Origin of the sequence: Pseudomonas cannabina (genome assembly GCF_900100365.1) — a bacterium.
Taxonomy (GTDB): Bacteria; Pseudomonadota; Gammaproteobacteria; order Pseudomonadales; family Pseudomonadaceae; genus Aquipseudomonas; species Aquipseudomonas cannabina.
In genome coordinates this window covers 117180-136654 of sequence record NZ_FNKU01000001.1, presented here as the reverse complement: position 1 = coordinate 136654, position 19475 = coordinate 117180, and the positions used below count along the sequence as shown (strand labels likewise).

17 protein-coding genes and 3 pseudogenes are annotated in these 19475 nt (G+C 58.9%); 9 read left to right on the top strand and 11 right to left on the bottom strand.

Annotated features, from left to right (window positions below; all coding sequences use genetic code 11):
- The first annotated feature begins 170 nt into the window (after positions 1-170).
- Both BLT55_RS00660 and BLT55_RS00655 read left to right on the top strand, forming a co-directional pair.
- Positions 171-521 (top strand): hypothetical protein, encoded by a 351-nt coding sequence (locus BLT55_RS00660; RefSeq protein ID WP_055000205.1) that lies wholly within the window; start codon positions 171-173, stop codon positions 519-521.
- Between the two features lie 335 nt (positions 522-856).
- Entirely contained in the window at positions 857-1135 is a 279-nt protein-coding gene (locus BLT55_RS00655) for a hypothetical protein (RefSeq protein ID WP_074799841.1), read from the top strand.
- A 126-nt stretch (positions 1136-1261) separates the two neighbouring features.
- Here BLT55_RS00655 and BLT55_RS00650 read toward each other — a convergent pair.
- Positions 1262-2239: pseudogene (locus BLT55_RS00650) on the bottom strand (IS5 family transposase).
- 126 nt (positions 2240-2365) lie between these two features.
- Here BLT55_RS00650 and BLT55_RS33340 point away from each other — a divergent pair.
- The gene (locus BLT55_RS33340) at positions 2366-2863 is read left to right on the top strand and encodes a hypothetical protein (protein WP_055001266.1); all 498 of its coding nucleotides are present in this window, start codon (positions 2366-2368) and stop codon (positions 2861-2863) included.
- A gap of 41 nt (positions 2864-2904) precedes the next feature.
- Here the strand turns inward: BLT55_RS33340 and BLT55_RS00640 are convergent, their stop codons facing one another.
- A complete protein-coding gene (locus BLT55_RS00640) occupies positions 2905-3363 on the bottom strand; it encodes a flagellar protein FlhE (RefSeq protein WP_223862753.1) in 459 nt (152 codons plus the stop codon).
- A 310-nt stretch (positions 3364-3673) separates the two neighbouring features.
- Between BLT55_RS00640 and BLT55_RS00635 the strand changes: the two genes are divergently transcribed.
- Positions 3674-4885, top strand: a complete 1212-nt coding sequence (locus tag BLT55_RS00635) for a glycosyltransferase family 4 protein (protein WP_042914214.1) — start codon at positions 3674-3676, stop codon at positions 4883-4885.
- Here the strand turns inward: BLT55_RS00635 and BLT55_RS00630 are convergent.
- The 3 genes from BLT55_RS00630 to BLT55_RS00620 form a co-directional block, all read right to left on the bottom strand.
- Complete coding sequence (locus BLT55_RS00630; protein ID WP_055001265.1) at positions 4854-5957, bottom strand: NADH:flavin oxidoreductase; 1104 nt, start codon at positions 5955-5957, stop codon at positions 4854-4856. The genes BLT55_RS00635 and BLT55_RS00630 overlap by 32 nt on opposite strands.
- Before the next feature lie 162 nt (positions 5958-6119).
- Positions 6120-6608 (bottom strand): glutathione peroxidase, encoded by a 489-nt coding sequence (locus BLT55_RS00625; RefSeq protein ID WP_055001264.1) that lies wholly within the window; start codon positions 6606-6608, stop codon positions 6120-6122.
- A gap of 131 nt (positions 6609-6739) precedes the next feature.
- Positions 6740-7225, bottom strand: a complete 486-nt coding sequence (locus BLT55_RS00620; RefSeq protein ID WP_007252629.1) for an FKBP-type peptidyl-prolyl cis-trans isomerase — start codon at positions 7223-7225, stop codon at positions 6740-6742.
- Between the two features lie 13 nt (positions 7226-7238).
- Between BLT55_RS00620 and BLT55_RS00615 the strand changes: the two are divergent.
- From BLT55_RS00615 to BLT55_RS00605, 3 genes and pseudogenes are all read left to right on the top strand, one after another.
- Positions 7239-7544, top strand: a pseudogene (locus BLT55_RS00615) (DUF3565 domain-containing protein).
- A 77-nt stretch (positions 7545-7621) separates the two neighbouring features.
- Positions 7622-9712 (top strand): phosphate acetyltransferase, encoded by a 2091-nt coding sequence (gene pta / locus BLT55_RS00610; protein ID WP_055001263.1) that lies wholly within the window; start codon positions 7622-7624, stop codon positions 9710-9712.
- Positions 9713-9791: 79 nt separating this feature from the next.
- Entirely contained in the window at positions 9792-10700 is a 909-nt protein-coding gene (locus BLT55_RS00605) for an acyltransferase (RefSeq protein ID WP_055001262.1), read from the top strand.
- Positions 10701-10975: 275 nt separating this feature from the next.
- Here the strand turns inward: BLT55_RS00605 and BLT55_RS00600 are convergent, their stop codons facing one another.
- The 6 genes from BLT55_RS00600 to rutR form a co-directional block, all read right to left on the bottom strand.
- Positions 10976-11665 (bottom strand): YiaD family glycine zipper/OmpA-like lipoprotein, encoded by a 690-nt coding sequence (locus BLT55_RS00600; RefSeq protein WP_007252625.1) that lies wholly within the window; start codon positions 11663-11665, stop codon positions 10976-10978.
- A gap of 123 nt (positions 11666-11788) precedes the next feature.
- Entirely contained in the window at positions 11789-12715 is a 927-nt protein-coding gene (locus BLT55_RS00595; RefSeq protein WP_074799835.1) for an ABC transporter permease, read from the bottom strand.
- Positions 12715-13824 carry an ABC transporter permease gene (locus BLT55_RS00590; RefSeq protein ID WP_055000602.1) on the bottom strand — a complete coding sequence of 370 codons (1110 nt, stop codon included), beginning with the start codon at positions 13822-13824 and terminating at the stop codon, positions 12715-12717. Before BLT55_RS00590 ends, BLT55_RS00595 begins: the two co-directional genes overlap by 1 nt.
- The gene (locus tag BLT55_RS00585; RefSeq protein ID WP_055000603.1) at positions 13817-15331 is read right to left on the bottom strand and encodes an ABC transporter ATP-binding protein; all 1515 of its coding nucleotides are present in this window, start codon (positions 15329-15331) and stop codon (positions 13817-13819) included. Before BLT55_RS00585 ends, BLT55_RS00590 begins: the two co-directional genes overlap by 8 nt.
- Positions 15328-16419 (bottom strand): BMP family ABC transporter substrate-binding protein, encoded by a 1092-nt coding sequence (locus tag BLT55_RS00580; protein ID WP_055000604.1) that lies wholly within the window; start codon positions 16417-16419, stop codon positions 15328-15330. Before BLT55_RS00580 ends, BLT55_RS00585 begins: the two co-directional genes overlap by 4 nt.
- A gap of 221 nt (positions 16420-16640) precedes the next feature.
- Complete coding sequence (gene rutR, locus BLT55_RS00575) at positions 16641-17369, bottom strand: pyrimidine utilization regulatory protein R (RefSeq protein ID WP_055000605.1); 729 nt, start codon at positions 17367-17369, stop codon at positions 16641-16643.
- Between the two features lie 283 nt (positions 17370-17652).
- Between rutR and rutA the strand changes: the two genes are divergently transcribed.
- Positions 17653-18735, top strand: a complete 1083-nt coding sequence (gene rutA, locus BLT55_RS00570; protein ID WP_055000606.1) for a pyrimidine utilization protein A — start codon at positions 17653-17655, stop codon at positions 18733-18735.
- Positions 18735-19474: pseudogene (gene rutB / locus BLT55_RS00565) on the top strand (pyrimidine utilization protein B). The gene rutA and the pseudogene rutB overlap by 1 nt, the downstream one beginning before the upstream one ends.
- The last annotated feature ends 1 nt before the right edge of the window (position 19475 follow it).

The window sequence follows — 19475 nt, the reverse complement described above, 5'->3', positions numbered from 1 at the left end:
GCACGCAAGATGCGCCCGACATATCCAAAGCGCGAAAAATTACACGCCATATATATGTACCGCACCTGGCCCTGTCGACAGGCATTTAATAGGGCCTCAACCAACCCGTTCATGTGAAGCCCACTGCAATCAAACATGACGACGCATGAACTTAACAAGGAAGTTAAATCATGAACACCCCAGTAAACCCGGCTGCACTTGCCATCCAGAATGATACCGCAACACTTCAGGAAAAAATCCGTGCGTTCCTGGTCAGTGAACTGGCCGAATGGTCTATCGACCCGGACAATGTTTATATCAACGGCGTTAACGATCCTGCAGAAGGCGTGGTGATCAGTTCCGCATCGCTGACTGCCGAAGCGTCGACCCGCGTTTTCGAAAAAGACGCCCCCTCCTACTCCACCCGCACCGCAGGTCTGTTTACCGTAGCGTATTCGTACGCGGATAAGCATCGCCTGGGCGCGCCGGATCTGGCCAAGGTGGGTGAAGTGATCGGCCAACTGGTTCGCGACCTGGGCTAATCGCTTCAGCTGAAAGAGTGCCGGACGGATGACGAGCATCCATTCGGCACTTGGCGTAATAACAACACTGAAAAAACAAATACAGAATAACCCTACAATAGAAAATCCTTGAACTTACAAACGAAACCCGGCACGCCAAAAAACGCAACTGGCAAGTTATTGCCGCTCAAGAACAAAGTTTGCCGACTGCTTAAAAACACCTCTGTAGGATGTGTCTGTAGGAATTACAAAACCACCGCCCTGCCTGTCAGTGCATTCATGTAGGACTTCAACTAATTTTTCAGATTGGCATTGCACTTGCTCTGTTGTCACTAAACAACAGGAGCTGCACAACAATGGAAAACATTAAAAAATCCGCACTTCTCGAAACAAACACCCGCCACCGGCCCGCCGCACTCGAAAAAGTCCCGGAATCCCGCTCGGCTCGTTTCGGCCAGATACTCAGTAACGTCATCACACAGAAGACCGACGAACCTGCGCAGGTCAACTCCGCCATGCTGGGCAGCGCACCCCCGCCACGCTCGACCTTTTTCATGGATAACATGAGCCTTGAACAGCGCAAATCAGCAGTGGAGGACAAAAAATTCTCCCCTAGGGAGACGCTGAACAATTAACCCGTTCGCACCGTCCCCATTTCCAAGCCGGTTTTTTTCAACCTGCCGGCCTTATTTTACGTTTCTCGAGCAGATTTCTGCCCTCATTTTGCTGAAAGGCGGGCCAGTCCCGCCTTTCAGACGGATTTATCCTGCCGTCTGTTGTAAATACCGCTTGGCCAGCATCAGATTGGCCAACCCAAACAAACTGAACAACTGCGCTGTATTCTTTTCCAGCCCACGGTAGCGAACCTTGCGATGATTGAAGCGCACCTTGATTACCTGGAAGGGGTGCTCGACCTTGGCACGCAGTTGCGCCTTGGCATATTCAATTTTGCGCTTGACCCGATACAGCACGCTGCCTTCGCCGTGCTACTTGTAACTGCTTGGCCGTTCTGCAATCGACCAGATAACGTCCCGTTCAGCATGCTCCGGTCGCTTGGCCGCACCGGTGTATCCAGCGTCACCCGAAACATAGGTTTCGTCACCGTGAAGCAACTGGCCAACCTGGGTGACATCCGCCACGTTAGCGGCCGTCCCTACTACGCTGTGCACCAGCCCCGACGTGGCGTCTACACCAATGTGGGCCTTCATCCCAAAGTGCCATTGATTGCCTTTCCTGGCCTGATGCATCTCAGGATCACGCTTGCCTTCTCGGTTCTTGACCGAGGGCGGCGCGGCGATCAGAGTAGCGTCGACGATAGTGCCTTCCTTGAGCAGCAGCCCCCGGCTGGCCAGATGCTGGTTAATCGTTTCAAACAGCAGCCGGGTTAGCTGATGGACTTCCAGCAAGCGGCGAAAACGCAGCAAGGTGGTGGCATCCGGTGCAGACTCGCGACCCAGGTCGATACCCATAAAACCGCGGATGGCCTGGCTGTCGTAGACGGCATCTTCGCAACCTTCATCGGAGAAACCGAAACACTGCTGCACGACGTACATGCGCAACATGCGCGACACCCCTATCGCAGGGCGTCCGCGCTTGCCTGCGGTGTTGCTATAAAACGGCGCCACTTGCGCCTCCAGCAGGGCCCAGGGCACCAACTGTTCAAGGTCAGCCAGGAAGCGATCTCGGCGAGTCTGCTTTTTCTTGCCGGTATATTCGAGTTCGGAGAAGGTCTTCTGCACGCGCGTAACGCTCACGGAGAGGGAGGCTGTTGAAGGAACTTAGTGTGCCAAGGGTGGGGACAGTTGGCTATTTTTGCAGCGCCTCCCTAGGCCTGCGGCAATGGAAAGCATGAGGAGGGCTGCGAAGTGACATCTTTTGATCCTACGCCATTCGTAAACGTTACCCCTTTCGGGATTCGGCAAAAAAATGCACCATCCGCCCCCACCGCACACGCCGAAACATTCGCTCAGGCGCTGAAACACGCTACCCACGAATACGGCAGTTCTCAGTGTGCGAAAAAAAGCCCTCGAGGAGGGGAGCTAAAACCGAAGCTGATCGAACACGCTAAAAATGCCCCAGAAGAAGCAGCCGCTTTGGCAAAAAACTATGCTTACAATTCATTAAACGGTGAGGGTGTAGACCTGTCTGACTACCCCATCATACGTTACTGCGCCACTGGGGAGATCGTAACATCCGAGTCAAGCGCTTACTTTCAGAAAACGTGGGGCAACATAAAAATAGAAAGAGTAAGACTGTATGAGTTAGAACATTTGAAAGGTACGCCTCCCGCCGAGATTCTTGAAAAAATACTGAATTTCAATGACGCTCTTCCTGAAAGATTCCGAGACATAGCGAACTGGTAATGCAAGCGCCCTCCCCACGTCAAGGGAGGGCGCCGGCCGCATTACCAGTTGACGGTCACTCGCCCTTGTTGACCCGCTACCGGCACCCGTCCCGCTGCACCTACCCTGATCGCGTAATGAAATTTGCGATCTGCAAACCGATTATCAAAAAATGTCGTGGAGCCAGTTCGTTGACGCGTTATGTCAAGACACAAACCAGTGCCTTGGCATAAATAAACCTCCAACCCTTGCGGCCAGCCCGCAACGTTCCAGCTCCAACTCGTATTTTTTATCATCGCTGCAGGAGGCACATGCCTGCTGACGGGGAGTTCAATCGTGTGAAGATAGCCTTTTGAATGAATCACTGGCAAAGCGGCCGATGACTGATAACTACCGGCCATGGCAACATCCAGACTAGCCAATAACACCAGCGCAATTCCTGGGGCCGAAGAAATCCACTTCAGCTTTTTGCAGTCCAATTTCATATTACTTTCCTTAGCATAGGTTTGAGCCGAGAACATGAGGCACCCCCTATTCGCCAGCCCTTAATTAACGAATCAATAAATTCGATAACCAGACCTTACTAAAAAACAAAATAACCTCAACCCATTTAGCTCGAACTACACAACCTTAAGAACCTATCCAGAAAACTGTAGGACGTTAAAAAAACCAAAACCAAATAACTCACAAGAAAACTTTACAACTAACATGCTCCGCTATTAACTATTGCGCGAAAGCGTTGACCTGCCCACGCATGAATTTTCTACATCTATCATTAATCCATCACACAACCGCCACATAACCGAAATCTATCCGGCCGACACTGATCTCATGAGCCAGATCCTGCATGTCACCCTTATCACTGAAACATTCACTCCCGAGATCAACGGCGTGGCCAATACTTTGGGTCGGCTTTGTGACGGGTTGCGGTTGCGCGGGCATCGGGTCGAGCTGGTCCGGCCACGGCAGAGTGATGAAACCCATTCGGGGGCGGTCGACGATCTGCTGTTGTGCCGGGGCTGGCCGATACCGGGCTATCCGGGGCTGCAGTGGGGGCAATCGTCTATGCACAAGCTGTTGCGCCGTTGGCAGCGGCGTCGGCCAGATGTGCTGTATATCGCCACCGAGGGGCCGCTGGGGCTGTCGGCGTTGCGCGCGGCCAGGCGGCTGGGCATTGCCGTGATCAGCGGTTTTCACACCAACTTCCCGCAATACACCCAGCAGTACGGAATGGGTTTCATCACGCGCCTGCTCACGCATTATCTGCGCTGGTTCCATAACCGCTCGCGCCTCACGCTTGTGCCGAGTATCAGCCAGAAAGTAGAGCTGGAGCGGCGCGGCTTCGAGCGGATAGAGCTGTTGTCGCGCGGTGTCGACAGCCAATTGTTCAGCCCGTCCAGACGGTCACATTCACTGCGCGAGAGCTGGGGCCTGCAAGCGGCGGATATTGGCATTATTCATGTCGGCAGGCTGGCACCTGAAAAGAACCTGGGGTTGCTCAAAGCGAGCTTCGAGGCCCTCAAAGAGAATTATCCCCAGCGCACACTGAAGCTGATCGTGGTCGGCGACGGACCGCAACGCGCCGAGCTGGAGCGACAGATCCCGGATGCGATTTTCTGCGGGACACAAAGGGGCGAAGACCTGGCAACACACTACGCCTCGGGCGATATGTTTCTGTTCCCGAGCCTGACCGAAACCTTCGGCAATGTGGTGCTGGAAGCGCTGGCTTCAGGCCTGGGCGTGGTGGCCTACGACGAAGCAGCCGCCGGGCAGCATATCCGCCATGGCCACAATGGTGCGCTGGCGATGCCGGGGGATGAAGAAGCGTTTATCGACGCGGCCCGCTGGTTGCTGGAAGACAGCGAGACGTTGCGTCGGGTGCGTTTGAACGCCAGACAGCACGCCAGCCGCCAGGGCTGGGAGGCGATTATCGATCAGTTTGAACGGCAGTTGCGGGAAGCCAGCCCCAGCGGCAATATTCAAGAGATCAGGCCAGCCCGCAACAAGAACATCAGACCAGTGTCGTCAGTGCCTCTCGACTGAACGGCAGTATGTCCTGCTCGCGGCCGTCGCGCACTTTCAACACCCAGTCCGGGTCGACCAGCAACGCGCGGCCTACCGCAACCAGGTCGAACTCGTCGTTGCCCAGACGCTCCAGCAGATTCTCCAGGCTTGCGGGCTGCGCGACCTTGTCGGTGTTGACCATGAATTGCAAGAACTCACCATCCAGCCCGACGCTGCCGACGGTAATGGTTGGCTTGCCAGTCAGCTTGCGGGTCCAGCCCGCCAGGTTCAGGTCGGAGCCTTCGAACTCAGGCTCCCAGAAACGCCGCGTAGAGCAGTGAAAAATATCCACGCCCGCGTCAGACAGCGGCTGCAGGAATTCGCCCAGCGCGTCCGGTGTGAGCACCAGACGTGCGCTGTAATCCTGCTGCTTCCATTGTGAGAAACGGAAGATGATCGGGTAGTCCGCACCCACTGCAGCACGCACTGCACTGATTAGTTCGATGGCGAACCGTGAGCGATTGGCGAGACTGCCGCCATACTCGTCATTACGCTGATTGCTGCCTTCCCAGAAGAACTGGTCGATCAGGTAGCCGTGCGCGCCGTGGATCTCGACGCCGTCCATGCCAATCGCCTTGGCGTCGACTGCCGCCTGAGCGAAGGCCTGTACGACGTCGTCGATGTCCTGCTTGCTCATGCCATGCACCAGCACTTGACCGTCCTTGACCTTCTCCATCGGCCCATAGGCCGGCACGCTGCCGTCCGGCTCGGTGCCCAGGCGTCGTACCGCACCCACGTGCCACAGTTGCGGCACGATCTTGCCACCCTCGGCATGGACTGCATCGACCACGTTCTTCCAGCCAGCCAGCGGCGCTTCGCCGAAAAACTGCGGAACGTTCGGGTAGCCGTTGGACGCCTGGTGGTTGACCGTCGTGCCTTCGGTCACGATCAGTCCGACACCTGCGGCAGCGCGACGCCGGTAGTATTCGACGACTTGGGCGCCGGGCACATGCCCCGGAGAGAAAGACCGGGTCATGGGCGCCATGACCACTCGCGACGACAATTTCAGACTGCCCAGATGAAAGGGCGTGAACAAGGCTTCTGCCGACATGCGAGGAACTCCGGGGAATAGTGGTCAAAGGCACCAGATCAAGGGCGCAGAGTATCGCCGGGCGTCAGCAATGGCCCAGTACTATTGATTTGACTGATCTAAGGGCAAAAGCCGCGAATGCGGCGGTCAGCCGGGCAAGCGATGGCTGTCCCGGCAGGGCAGTCAGCTTTGCGCCAACGCCTTTTCAATCGCCAGGATGACGGCAGGGTCGTCCGGTGCGGTGCGCGTTGAGAAACGGGCGCTTACGCCGCCGTTCTTGCCCACCAGAAACTTTTCGAAATTCCAAGTGATGTCCCCCGGATACTCGGCCCCTTCGCCCGCCAGCAGGCGATACAGCGAATGCCGGTTCGGGCCGTTGACATCGAGCTTTTCGCCCAGAGGGAAGGTCACGCCGTAATTGAGTTCGCAAAACTCGGCGATCTCTTTTTCGCTGCCCGGCTCTTGCCCGGCAAACTGATTGCAAGGCAGACCCAGCACAACCAGCCCTTTGTCCTTGTACAGCTGATAAAGATTTTCGAGCGCAGCGTATTGCGGCGTCAGCCCGCATTTGGAGGCGACATTGACCACCAGAACGACTTTGTCCTTATAAGCCGCCAGCGGCAGCTCCTGACCATCCAGCGCTTTCAGTGTGATGGTATGAAAAGCACTCATGAAACCCCCAGTTTGTTGCAAATAGCCCTGAGTCATAACCTGAAAAGGCACCCTTGCCGAACGCGTAACGAGATCGTCATCGCGAAACGGTCAGGGCGCCTTTGTCAGTGACCTGAGCCTGTCAGCACTGATCAGTGTTGGTGACCGCCTTCGCCGTGAATATGGCCATGAGCCAATTCTTCTTCACTGGCGTCGCGGATGGCAACGACTTTTACATCGAAGTTCAGGCGCTGACCCGCAAGCGGGTGGTTGCCGTCAACAGTGACGTCATCGCCGTCCAGATCGCGGATCGTCACGATCTGCATACTGCCGTCGGGACCCGAGGCGTGAAACTGCATGCCGACTTCGAGTTTGTCGACACCTTCGAACATGCTACTGCTCAGGGTGCTGACCAGCTCGGCGGAGTATTCACCGTAGGCATCTTCCGGCTCGACGGCAACTTTCAGCGCGTCACCGACGTCTTTGCCTTCCAGTGCCTTTTCCAGGCCCGGGATGATGTTGCCTGCACCTTGCAGGTAAACCAGCGGCGCACCACCGGCAGAACTGTCGATGACCTCACCAGCGTCGTTGGTCAGGGTATAGTCAATGGAGACAGCCTTATTGGCGGCGATCGGCATGGGGACAAGACCTTTGCTTAAGATTGAAGAACGAGCAAGTCTAACCAAGCCATCGCGCGAAAGCGAACGCAACTCTGACGGACGGCCCGGAATGAAAGGTTCAACCGTTGTCGATTTGCGACAGGATGAGCACGGACACTGGTTCGCGCTGCTGTCCTGCGGCCACACTCAACACGTGCGCCATGATCCGCCGTGACAGTCACGCCCCTGGGTGCTGGACCCACTGCAACGCAGCCAGATGGCAGATCAGCCCTTTTGTTGCGGCTGGTGTGCGAATGGCGCAGATAACGATAATCTTGCCGAAGAGAATTCGCGCTAGACGATTTCCAGACTTTTTTGGTCAGACGCTGTTCCATATGCGCTGCGACCCTTGCACTGCCCAATCGAGAAGCCCGAATGCAGACGTTTTTTATCGCCCCCACGGATTTTGGCGTGGGGTTGACTTCCATCAGCCTGGGCCTGGTGCGCACTCTGGAGCGCGCGGGCTTGAAAGTGGGCTTTTTCAAGCCGATTGCCCAGCCGCATCCCGGTGATCTAGGCCCGGAGCGTTCGACCGAGCTGATGGCCCGCACCCATGGCCTCAGACCGCCCAAACCGCTGGGCCTGGCGCATGTCGAGCGGATGCTGGGCGACGGTCAGCTGGATGAACTGCTCGAAGAAATCATCAACCTCTATCAGCAAGCGGCCGTCGGCAAGGATGTGCTGGTGGTCGAAGGCATGGTGCCGACCCGCAGCGCGAGCTATGCCGCGCGGGTCAATCTGCATCTGGCCAAAAGCCTGGATGCCGAGGTCATTCTGGTCTCGGCCCCGGAAAACGAAGTGCTGACCGAGCTGTCGGGCAGGGTCGAGTTGCAGGCGCAGCTATTTGGCGGGCCAAAAGACCCGAAAGTGCTGGGCGTGATCCTCAACAAGGTGCGTACCGACGAAAGCATGGAAGTTTTCGCTGCGCGCCTTAAAGAGCATTCGCCGCTGTTGCGCAATGGCGATTTCCGCCTGCTGGGCTGCATTCCCTATCGCGCCGAACTGAATGCGCCACGCACCCGGGACGTGGCCGAATTGCTGGGCGCACAGGTACTGAATGCGGGCGACTACGACCAGCGACGCATGTCCAGAATCATCATTTGTGCACGCACCGTTCTCAATACTGTGCCGTTGCTCAAACCCGGCGTATTGGTGGTCACACCGGGCGACCGCGACGACATCATTCTCGCGGTGAGCCTGGCGGCGATAAACGGCGTGCCACTGGCGGGTCTGTTGCTGACCAGCGACAGCGTGCCTGATCCACGCATCATGGAACTGTGCCGAGGCGCCTTGCAGGCCGGTCTGCCGGTGCTGTCGGTCAGCAGCGGTTCTTACGATACCGCCAAACGCCTCAATCAACTCAACAAGGAAATCCCCATCGATGACCGCGAACGCGCGGAGCTCATCACCGACTTCGTCGCCAGCCATCTGGATGCCAGCTGGCTGCACCAACGCTGCGGCACCCCGCGCGAGCTGCGCCTGTCGCCTGCGGTATTCCGTTACCAGTTGATCCAGCGCGCCCAAGCGGCCAATAAACGCATCGTTCTGCCTGAGGGCAATGAACCGCTGACCATTCAGGCCGCGGCGATTTGTCAGGCCCGCGGCATCGCCCGTTGCGTTCTGCTGGCGCGGCCGGAGGAAGTGCTGGCGGTCGCCAAGGCGCACGATATCGAGCTGCCGCCGGGGCTCGAGATTCTTGACCCGGAAGTGATTCGCGAGCGTTACGTCACACCGATGGTCGAGCTGCGCAAAAACAAGAGTCTGAATGCGCCGATGGCCGAGCAGCAGCTCGAAGACCCGGTGGTGATCGGCACAATGATGCTGGCACTGGACGAGGTCGACGGGCTGGTTTCGGGCGTTGTTCACTCCACGGCCAATACCATCCGCCCGGCCCTGCAACTGATCAAGACCGCGCCGGGCTGCACGCTGGTGTCATCGGTGTTTTTCATGCTGTTTCCCGAACAGGTGTTGATGTACGGCGACTGCATCATCAACCCGCACCCGAGCGCCGGAGAGCTGTCCGAAATCGCCCTGCAAAGTGCCGATTCGGCAACAGCGTTCGGTATTTCGCCTCGGGTGGCGATGATCAGCTATTCCAGTGGCAATTCGGCGAGTGGCGAAGAGGTCGAGAAAGTCCGCGAAGCCACGCAACTGGCGCGTGAAGCGCGGCGCGATCTATTGATCGATGGGCCGCTGCAGTATGATGCAGCCGCCAACGAGCAGGTAGCCCGGCAACTGGCCCCGGACAGCCCGGTGGCCGGACGCGCGAACGTATTCGTGTTCCCGGACCTGAACACCGGCAACACGACGTACAAGGCGGTGCAACGCAGTGCCGACTGTGTAAGCCTGGGCCCGATGCTGCAAGGCCTGCGCAAGCCGGTAAATGACCTGCCGCGTGGCGCTCAGGTCGATGACATCGTCTACACAATCGCTCTCACCGCCATTCAGGCCGACACATTGCCCTGATACCTGTTTGCCCTGACGCAAACCTAGCGTGCCGCAGGTCAGCTTGCGGCGTCCGACCACTTCCGGAGCCATCTCCTTCATGGATTTTCTGCCTGCCCCTTTGCGTGGCGTCATTGCTTCACTGCTGTTGGCGCTGAATACCCTTGTCTGTTGCACGGTGCTGTTCGCCGTCACGATCCTCAAGATTTGCCTGCCCTTCTCCGCCGCGCAACGCTTCACCGACTGGCTGATGAGCCACATCCATGAAACCTGGATCGGCAACAACAATGCCTGGATAAAGCTGCTCTGCAACACCCGCTGGCACCTGAGCGGTCTTGAAGGGCTGGACTACAAACACTCGTATCTGGTGACCAGCAATCATCAGAGCTGGGTCGACATCATGGTGTTGCAGTATGTGCTCAACCGGCGCATTCGCCCGCTGAAGTTTTTCCTCAAGCAGGAGCTGATCTGGGTCCCGGTAATTGGGCTGGCGTGGTGGGCGCTTGGATTTCCGTTCATGAAGCGCTATTCCAAGGCGTATCTGGCGAAACACCCGGAAAAGAAGGGCAAAGACCTGGAAACCACCCGTCGTACCTGCGCGAAGTTTCGCCACAACCCGGTGGGGATTTTCAACTTTGCCGAGGGCACGCGCTTTACTGCCGGCAAACACGCGCAACAGCAGTCACCCTTCCGCCACTTGCTCAAACCCAAAGCTGGCGGCATTGCCTTCGTGCTCGATGCGATGGGTGAACAGCTGGAATCGATCATCAACGTGACCATCCATTACCCGGGCGGACAACCCGGCTATTGGGACCTGCTGTGCGGCAACGTCAAGGAAGTGGTCGCCCACTTCGAAGAAATAAAGATCCCGCAGCAGTTCCTCGGCAAGAACTACGATCAAGACGGCGAATACCGTCTGGAATTCCAGCAGTGGATCAATGGGCTATGGGAAGAGAAAGACAAGCTGCTGGACAGGATGCATGAGCAGTATCCGCCGCGGCGAGCGTGAGGCACGATAATCTCAACTGTAGTGCGAAGCAAAGTCCGGCTTTGATTATGGCCGGAAGCCGCGGGAGCGGACCGGGCGACGCCTCGCTTGTCCACGAAAGGGCCGATACATTCTCCGAAAATGCGTAGTCTGAAACACCGTCTTCGCGGACGAGTCCGCTCCCACAAAAAAGGTCCTGTTTCAACTATCGTGCGACGCAGAGCGTCGCACACTGCATTCCCACAGGAGCGTGAGGCACGATAATCTCGACTATCGTGCCGACGCAGACGTGTTGATCAGTACTGCTGACCCGGAATCGGCTTGAGGTTGACCTCTACGCGGCGGTTCTGGGCACGGCCGTTGACGTCGGCGTTGCTGGCAATCGGCTGATCAGGGCCTGCGCCACGGACTGACAGGTGCGACTGATCGACACCCTGAGAGGTCAGGTAGGTCGCGACGCTCTGCGCGCGTTGTTGCGACAGGTCCATGTTGTGCTGGCGGCTGCCGGTGCTGTCGGTGTAGCCGACGATTTCAATGTTGTTCTGGTTGAACTGCTTGAGCGAGTTCGCCAGGTTGTTCAGCGGCGAATAGAAGCTGCTGGCAATCGCCGAAGAGTCGGTGGCGAAGGTGATATTGCCCGGCATGATTAGTTTGATCTGGTCGCCCTGGCGCTGCACCTCGACACCGGTGTTGGCCATGCTCGCACGCAGCGCGGCTTCCTGCTTATCCGCATAGTAGCCATAGCCCGCCGACGCAGCACCCGCCACTGCGGCACCGATCAATGCGCCCTTGCCCCGGTTATTGTGGTCGATGGCCGCACCCGCGACCGCGCCGGCCAATGCGCCGAGCCCGCCGTATTTGGCTGTTTTGCTCATGCCACCGGAGCTCTGCGCCTGGCCTTGATTGTCATAAGGGTTGGGAGTCGCGCAGCCCGACAGCATGGCTACGGCAGTGGCGACAAGGATCAAACGACGCGAGGTAAACATTCAAGAGCTCCTGGCTTGGACGAACGCTAATAAGCCGATTAGAGCATGGCCCGTGTCAAAAATTCCTTAACCCCGGCTGAACCGCCCGTAGTACGGCGCTCTCGATAGCATTCGTGCAGCCGCTCAGCGTCGTTCCTCGCGAATATAAGGCTCACCCAGCGCACCCGGCTGGCTCGTAGACTGGCGCTTGCCACTGGCTACCCAGACCATCACCAACAGCGTGACGGCATAGGGTGTCATCAGCACGAAGTACTGAGGCAGACGCACACCGGTCGCCGCCAGTTGCGGGATCAGCGCTTCGATGCCGCCGAACAACAAGGCACCGGCCAATGCACGCCAGGGTGACCAGCGCGCAAAGATCACCAGCGACACCGCGATCCAGCCGCGTCCGCCGGTCATGTCCGCAATCCACATTTTGGTGCTCAGCACGGCGATGAAACCACCTGCCAGCCCCATCAACGCCGACCCCGCGACAATTGCTGCCAGCCGATAACCCGGCACGGAAATACCTGCGGCGTCTGCGGCCTGCGGATTTTCGCCCACCGCGCGCAGACGCAACCCGGTGCGCGTGCGCTTCAGCAGCCAGACCACCGCGATGAAGATCACCACCGTCAGGTACACAATCGGATTCTGCACGAACACCTTGCCGATCACTGGCAGCTCGGACAACGGCCACAACTCGACCGCCGACAGGCCGCTGACCGGGCGATTGGTCCAGCCCAGCAACGTGCCGAGCAGCCCGGTCAGCCCCTGACAAAAGAACACCAGCGCCAGCCCGGCAATCACCTGATTGATCCGCAACACCAGCACCATCAGCGCGAACAACAACGACACCACGCCAGCCGCTGCCATCGACGCCAGCAGGGATAACCCCGGCGACCCGACGCTCAACTGCATGCCGATGCCGGCCAGCGCACCGACCAGCATCAGCCCTTCCACCCCCAGCGCCAGCACACCGCTGCGCTCGATCAGGATCAGGCCCAGCGCAGCCAGCGCGAATGGCACAGCGAAATCCGGCGCACTGCCCAGCCAGTGGGAAATCAGCTCCATCAACGTTCTCCTGCCTGAATGCGTCGCAGGCGATGGCGGATGAAAAAGTCGGACGACGCCACACAGATCACCAGAATCGCCTGGATCAGTTGCACCATCGAAAACGGAATCTGATAAAAGACCTGCAAATTGCGCCCTGCCACGAAGAGCATGGCAATCAACAATGCAACGATGGTCGCGGCGACCGGGTTATTGCGGGCCAGAAAGGCAATGAGAATTCCGGAGAACCCGTAGCCCTGATAGAACGACTGGGTCAGCCGTCCCTCCTGCCCCGAGGTCACGACGAAACCCGCCAGCCCGGCCAGCGCGCCAGACAGCAGCACGGTGCCGATGATCATCTTGCGCACCGGCACGCACACGGCTTCGGCTACCCGAGGGTTGGCATCGACGAAGCGCAAATACAGGCCCGCGCGGGAAATCCCGATGAACCACAAGGTCAGCGCCGTGACCAGCAGTGCCAGCAGAATCGCCGCGTTATAACCGGCAAACAGGTCTGGCAGACGCTCAAAGGCCTGAAACGCCGGCGAATAGGGGAAGTTGTCTCGCGGGTCCTTCCAGCTTCCGTAGACCAGATGCAGCAGGAAGTTGGCGGCGACGTAGTTGAGCATCAGGGTCGAGATGATTTCGTTGACCTGCCACTTGAGCTTCAACAGCACCGGCCCCAGGCTCCACAACATCCCGCAGACCATCGCTGCTGCCATCATCAGCGGCAGGCGCAGAAACTCCGGCCCCACCTGGAACAGCGAAATGGCCGTGGCGCCAATCGCGCCCCAGATCATCTGGCCTTCCAGCCCCAGGTTCCAGAAACGCGCACGAAACGCCATGCAACCGGCCAGACCGACCATGATCATCGGCGAGGCTTGAAACAGCACCGCCTTGAAGTTCTGCGCATCGAAGACCGTCTGCAGGACGAACTCGTTGAGCAGCTCACCCGCGGGCACACCTGCGGCAATCAGAATCGCCGTGCAGATGGCCAGACCGACCAGCAACGCCAGCGCAATGATCATCGCCTGCAAAGGCCAGCCAGTCTGCTGGCGAAGCTCTAGGGTGTAGCGCCGCGTCAGTAAGGGCTGGCGCGTAGCAACAGCGTGTTGCAGTAATTCAGTCATGGCTCACCATCGCTTTGCCGATCGCCTGACGGTCGGCGGGATGATCGAACTCGGCGACGATACGCCCGCCGTTCATCACGCCGATACGGTCAGCCAGGGCCAATACTTCATCGAGGTCTTCGCTGATCACCAGCACCGCAGCGCCTGCGTCCCGCGCGGCGCGAAGCCGGCCGTGCACCGCTTGTGTAGCGCGCACGTCCAGGCCGCGGCTCGGGCTGTGAACCAGCACCAGTTGCGGGTCGCGGCTGAATTCACGGGCAATCACCAGCTTTTGCGCGTTGCCGCCCGACAACAGCGCGGCTTTCTGATCGAGAGAACGCACGCCCTGCACATCGAACGCCTCGACCGCGCGCTGCGCGTCCTGCTTCAAACGTTGATAACCGAGCCGCCAGAACGAGCCGTACTGGCCGCTGTGGATATTGCCGATGGCGAAGTTTTCCGCCACCGACAGCGAGCCCGCCAGCGCTGCGCCATAGCGGTCTGCGGGGATTGACGCAATGCGCAACTGGCGACGCTGCTCGGCCGACGCAGTGCGCAGATCACCGAACGGCGTCAGATGAATCTCGCCCTCGGTCGGTTGCGGCAAGCCCATCAGCGCATTGGCCAGTTCTGCCTGACCGTTGCCGCCGACCCCGGCGATGCCGTAAATCTGCCCGGCGCGCAGGGTCATATTCACCCCGCTGAGCGCGCCGCTGCCTGCCACGCTGCGCAAATCCCGCACCTGCAAACGCACCTCACCGGGTGTTGCGGGCTGACGCTCACTGACCGACACCGACTCACCGACAGTCAACTGCACCAGTTGTGCGACGCTGACGCTGGTCGGGTCAAGGGTCTGCACGGTGCGCCCGCCGCGCATAACAGTCACGCGGTCGGTATAGCGTTTGACGTCAGCCATCTTGTGCGTCACCAGGATCACCGCCGCGCCTTGCCGGGCAAAGGCTTGCACCGTGAGCAACAGACGCTCGGCTTCCTGATCGGTGAGCACGGCGGTCGGTTCGTCGAGAATCAGAATCCGTGCACCGGCCAGCAGCACCTTGAGAATTTCGACACGCTGCTGTTCGGCAACCGACAGGCTGTCGACGATCCGTCTTGGATCGAGCACAAACCCCAGTTCAGCGGCCTTGCCGACGATCTCCTGCTCCAGCGCACGAAGGCGTTTGCGGTAGCTGCCTTCGCCGGGCTGCTCAGGCAGCGCCAACAGAATGTTCTGCGCCAACGTGAACGGTTTCACCAGCTTGAAATGCTGATGAACCATGCCGATCCGGTAGCGGCTGGCGTCCTTCGGGCCGCTGAGCTGCACCGGGTTGTCATCGACCAGCAACGTGCCGGTTTCCGGCGCATAAAGCCCGGCCGCGATGTTCATCAGTGAAGACTTGCCCGCGCCGTTTTCGCCCAGCAGCGCATGCACTTCACCCCAATACGCAGTGAAGTCGGCGTCGATCAGCGCTTTGAAGCCATCGAACGATTTGCTGATGCCCGTGAGTTGCAGCGCATTGACCTGACTCATTGCTGAGTCTTCACGCCTTCGACGAACCAGTCCATTTTCCACAGCTCGGGATCAGACAGTTGCTGACCCGCCGCGATACGCTCCTTGCCATCGCGGTCCGCCAGCGGGCCGCTATAGATAATTTTCTTGCCGGCCAGCAGTTCGGCCCGCTCAGCCTCGATTTTCTGGCGATCTTCGGAGGAGATGATCGGGTCGCTGGTCAGCTTGATATCGGTGCCGCCCTGCTGCATTGACAGCAACGCGCCGTTGGCCGGAGGCGTCCAGTTGCCGGCCATGATTTTCTTGAGCTCCGGCCCGAGGAAACGGTACCAGACCCACAACGAAGAACAGACGGTCGCTTTTGGTGCGAACTCGCTCAGGTCGCGGTGGTGACCGGTGCCGTGAATGCCGCGCTCCTGGGCGACAATTTGCGGCGTCGGGCTGTCGACATGCTGACCGACCACATCCACGCCATTGTCGATCAGCGCCATGGTTGCGGCGCGTTCCTTGACCGGATCATTCCATGCGCCGGTGTAGATCACGTTGACCGTGGCTTTCGGGTTGATCTGCCGAGCGCCCAGTTCGTAGGCGTTAATGGTCCAGTTGACCTGGCCAAACGGGTTGGCCGCGACGAAGCCCAGTTTGCCGGTCTTCGAAGCAGCACCCGCCGCCATGCCGCACAAGTACTGGCTTTCATAGGTGCGGCCGTAAAACGATTCGAGGTTGGCCGCATTGGTGGTGCCGGAACCGTTGAGGAACGCGACATCAGGGTATTTTTTCGCCAGCGTGAGGAACGTGTCGGAGTAGCCGAAAGCAGTGCCGATAATAACGTTGGCGCCGCGTGCGATGAGCCGGTCGACCACTGGCGTGATGGCCGCCGCGTTTTCGGGAACGCTTTCGACGAACTGGATTTTGGTGTCCAGATCCTTTTCCAGCTTCAACCGTGCCTCATCGAACGCCTGAGTCCAGCCGCCATCATTGCGCGGGCTGATGTAGACCATGGCGATTTTCGCGGGGCCCTTGAGGGTCAACCCCTCAGCCTGAGCGAGGCCGACGGTCCCGAACGCGACGGCCGCACACAATGTCCCGGGCAACAGTTTCTTGTACATAGACGTTTTCCTGAGGGTAATGGCCGATGAGGACAGTGCTTGGCCGACACAACGGCTTTAGCAGCATCCATGCCACTAGCAGGAAAACGCTATGGAACAATGACCTGACTCGATAGCACAGCCGAGAACAGATCAAATGGTCTGAATCAGAGCACTTGGTTTGTGCATCCTTCTGCGGCGCTGCGCCTCCTGAGTGCGCCAGTCAAAAACAGGCATGGGGTTCAGCCATTACGCGGCAGGATGCCGTCCAGAATCATGCTGCGCAGGCTGGCCAGCACTTCTTCGAAAAACGCCGGGTCGTCCAGTGTCTTGCCGGTGACGGCCTCGACCTGGGTGCGGAAGTCCGCGTAATGCTGGGTGGTCGCCCACAGCGAGAAAATCAGATGGTGCGGGTTGATCGGCGCCAGCTGTCCGCTGTCGATCCAGTGCTGGATCACGGCCACCTTGGCTTCCACGGTATCGCGCAACGGATGCTGCAACTCGCCATGAATCAACGGCGCGCCCTGCATCACCTCCATACAGAACAGGCGCGACTCGGCCGGATGGTCGCGGGACATTTCCAGCTTGGCCTTGAGGTACGCGCCGATGGCCTGCACCGGCTCTTTGTCGGCAGTGAAATGCACCAGCGGGCTTAGCCAGACTTCAAGCAGTTGACGCAGCACATTCAGGTACAGATCGTCCTTGCTGCTGAAGTAATACAGCAGGTTGGTCTTGGAAACGTCCGCCAGGCTCGCCACCTGATCCAGACTGCTGCCATGCACGCCGTAGCGGGAAAATATCTCCAGCGCCGCATCGAGAATCAATGTGCGCTTGCCTTCCATCAGACGCATGCGTCGTTTCAACGAGTCGGCGCTGGGCTCGCGGGTGGTCTTGGCCACGGTTTCCGGTTTGACCTTGCGTACACGCTTGCTCGCAGGCTCAGCCGCAGGAAGTTTCTTGTTCACGCACATCCATCCAGTGATGCCGAAATGAGAGGGCATCTTAACGGGCGCAGCTGTTTTGTCGATACGGATCAGGCGCCGTGCCCGGCCTGCCCTATCAGCGTGCGCGCTGCACAAACCAAGTGCTCTTATTCGGACCAATTGGTCTGGAACAGACGGAATAAACTCTTAACCCATTGAATAAAAACAACAAAAAAATATGGCCCGCTAAATGCAATCCATTCGATGCAGGTAAGGATTCACGTGCCGCCCGCGGCATTGGCTCGCATCGACTCACGCAAAGAGGCCTTATATGGACATCGGTATCTTCATCCCCATTGGCAATAACGGCTGGCTGATTTCCAGCAACGCGCCGCAATACATGCCGACTTTCGAGCTGAACAAGCAGATCGTGCAGAAAGCCGAAGGCTACGGCTTCGACTTTGCATTATCGATGATCAAACTGCGCGGCTTCGGCGGCAAAACCGAATTCTGGGAGCACAACCTGGAATCCTTCACGCTGATGGCGGGCCTCGCGGCAGTCACCAGCAAGATCCAGCTGTTCGCCACTGTCGCGACCCTGACCATCCCGCCCGCCATCGCAGCGCGCATGGCCTCGACTATCGACTCGATCTCCAACGGACGCTTCGGGATCAATCTGGTGACCGGCTGGCAGAAGCCCGAATACGAGCAGATGGGCCTGTGGCCCGGCGACGAGTTTTTCCATACGCGCTACGAATACCTGGCCGAATACGCGCAGGTACTTCGCGACCTGTGGGCCACTGGCAGCAGTGACTTCAAGGGCGAGCATTTCAGCATGCAGGACTGCCGCGTCAGCCCGCGCCCGCAAGCCGACATGAAACTGATCTGCGCCGGTCAGAGCGAAGCCGGCATGGCGTTTTCAGCGCAATATGCCGATTACAACTTCTGCTTCGGCAAGGGCGTGAACACCCCCATCGCTTTCGCACCGACCGCACAGAAACTGATCGAAGCCAACGAAAAGACCGGGCGCAACGTCACCTCCTGCGTACTGTTCATGATCATTGCCGACGACACCGATGAAGCCGCACGGGCACGCTGGGAACACATCAAGGCAGGCGCCGACGAGGAGGCCATCGCCTGGCTGAGCGAAAAAGGCGCAGCCGACAAGAGCGCAGGCTCGAACCTGCGACAGATGGCCGACCCGACCTCGGCGGTCAACATCAACATGGGCACGCTGGTGGGCTCCTGGGCCAACGTGGCGAAGATGCTCGACGAAGTCGCCAGCGTGCCGGGCACGCAAGGCGTGATGCTGACCTTCGATGATTTCGTGAAAGGCGTCGAAGATTTCGGGCAGAAAATCCAGCCGCTGATGACCAGCCGCGCGCACATCACCCAGCTCAAGGAGGCGGTGTGATGAATGCTCCGACAACCGTTGCAGGCGTCGACCTGCCGCTCGATCAGCAACCTGCACGCGAGTTGCCTGCGCGTCCGGAAGCGCTGCGCATGAAGCTCGGCGAAACGGCGCTGGTGGTGGTCGACATGCAGAATGCCTACGCATCGCCGGGTGGCTATCTGGACCTGGCCGGGTTCGATGTCAGCAGCACCGGGCCGGTCATCGCCAACATCAAGAAGGCCTGCGCTGCGGCGCGCGCGGCGGGTATTCCGGTGATTTTTTCCAGAACGGCTGGGACCCGGCCTATGTCGAAGCCGGTGGCCCCGGCTCGCCTAACTGGCACAAGTCCAACGCCCTGAAAACCATGCGCAAGCGCCCGGAACTCGAAGGCCAGTTACTCGCCAAGGGCGGCTGGGACTATCAACTGGTCGACGAACTGAAGCCCGAGCCCGGCGACATCGTGGTACCGAAAACACGCTACAGCGGTTTCTTCAATTCCAGCTTCGACAGCGTGCTGCGCAGCCGCGGCATTCGCAATCTGGTGTTCACCGGCATTGCCACCAACGTCTGCGTCGAGTCGACCTTGCGCGACGGCTTCCACCTGGAATATTTCGGCGTGGTGCTGGCCGATGCCACCCATCAGGCAGGCCCGGAATTCGCGCAGCAAGCCGCGTTGTTCAACATCGAAACCTTCTTCGGCTGGGTCTCCAGCGTCGATGACTTCTGCACCACTTTCGCCCCTGTCGGGCACACTTCGTGAG

What these genes read in the sequence shown, in the direction of transcription:
- BLT55_RS00660 (WP_055000205.1), top strand. Translation starts at nt 171, where the DNA reads ATGAACACCCCAGTAAACCCGGCTGCACTTGCCATCCAGAATGATACC.
- BLT55_RS00655 (WP_074799841.1), top strand. Translation starts at nt 857, where the DNA reads ATGGAAAACATTAAAAAATCCGCACTTCTCGAAACAAACACCCGCCAC.
- BLT55_RS00640 (WP_223862753.1), bottom strand. Translation starts at nt 3,363, where the DNA reads ATGTTCTCGGCTCAAACCTATGCTAAGGAAAGTAATATGAAATTGGAC.
- BLT55_RS00635 (WP_042914214.1), top strand. Translation starts at nt 3,674, where the DNA reads ATGAGCCAGATCCTGCATGTCACCCTTATCACTGAAACATTCACTCCC.
- BLT55_RS00630 (WP_055001265.1), bottom strand. Translation starts at nt 5,957, where the DNA reads ATGTCGGCAGAAGCCTTGTTCACGCCCTTTCATCTGGGCAGTCTGAAA.
- BLT55_RS00625 (WP_055001264.1), bottom strand. Translation starts at nt 6,608, where the DNA reads ATGAGTGCTTTTCATACCATCACACTGAAAGCGCTGGATGGTCAGGAG.
- BLT55_RS00620 (WP_007252629.1), bottom strand. Translation starts at nt 7,225, where the DNA reads ATGCCGATCGCCGCCAATAAGGCTGTCTCCATTGACTATACCCTGACC.
- pta (WP_055001263.1), top strand. Translation starts at nt 7,622, where the DNA reads ATGCAGACGTTTTTTATCGCCCCCACGGATTTTGGCGTGGGGTTGACT.
- BLT55_RS00605 (WP_055001262.1), top strand. Translation starts at nt 9,792, where the DNA reads ATGGATTTTCTGCCTGCCCCTTTGCGTGGCGTCATTGCTTCACTGCTG.
- BLT55_RS00600 (WP_007252625.1), bottom strand. Translation starts at nt 11,665, where the DNA reads ATGTTTACCTCGCGTCGTTTGATCCTTGTCGCCACTGCCGTAGCCATG.
- BLT55_RS00595 (WP_074799835.1), bottom strand. Translation starts at nt 12,715, where the DNA reads ATGGAGCTGATTTCCCACTGGCTGGGCAGTGCGCCGGATTTCGCTGTG.
- BLT55_RS00590 (WP_055000602.1), bottom strand. Translation starts at nt 13,824, where the DNA reads ATGACTGAATTACTGCAACACGCTGTTGCTACGCGCCAGCCCTTACTG.
- BLT55_RS00585 (WP_055000603.1), bottom strand. Translation starts at nt 15,331, where the DNA reads ATGAGTCAGGTCAATGCGCTGCAACTCACGGGCATCAGCAAATCGTTC.
- BLT55_RS00580 (WP_055000604.1), bottom strand. Translation starts at nt 16,419, where the DNA reads ATGTACAAGAAACTGTTGCCCGGGACATTGTGTGCGGCCGTCGCGTTC.
- rutR (WP_055000605.1), bottom strand. Translation starts at nt 17,369, where the DNA reads ATGTGCGTGAACAAGAAACTTCCTGCGGCTGAGCCTGCGAGCAAGCGT.
- rutA (WP_055000606.1), top strand. Translation starts at nt 17,653, where the DNA reads ATGGACATCGGTATCTTCATCCCCATTGGCAATAACGGCTGGCTGATT.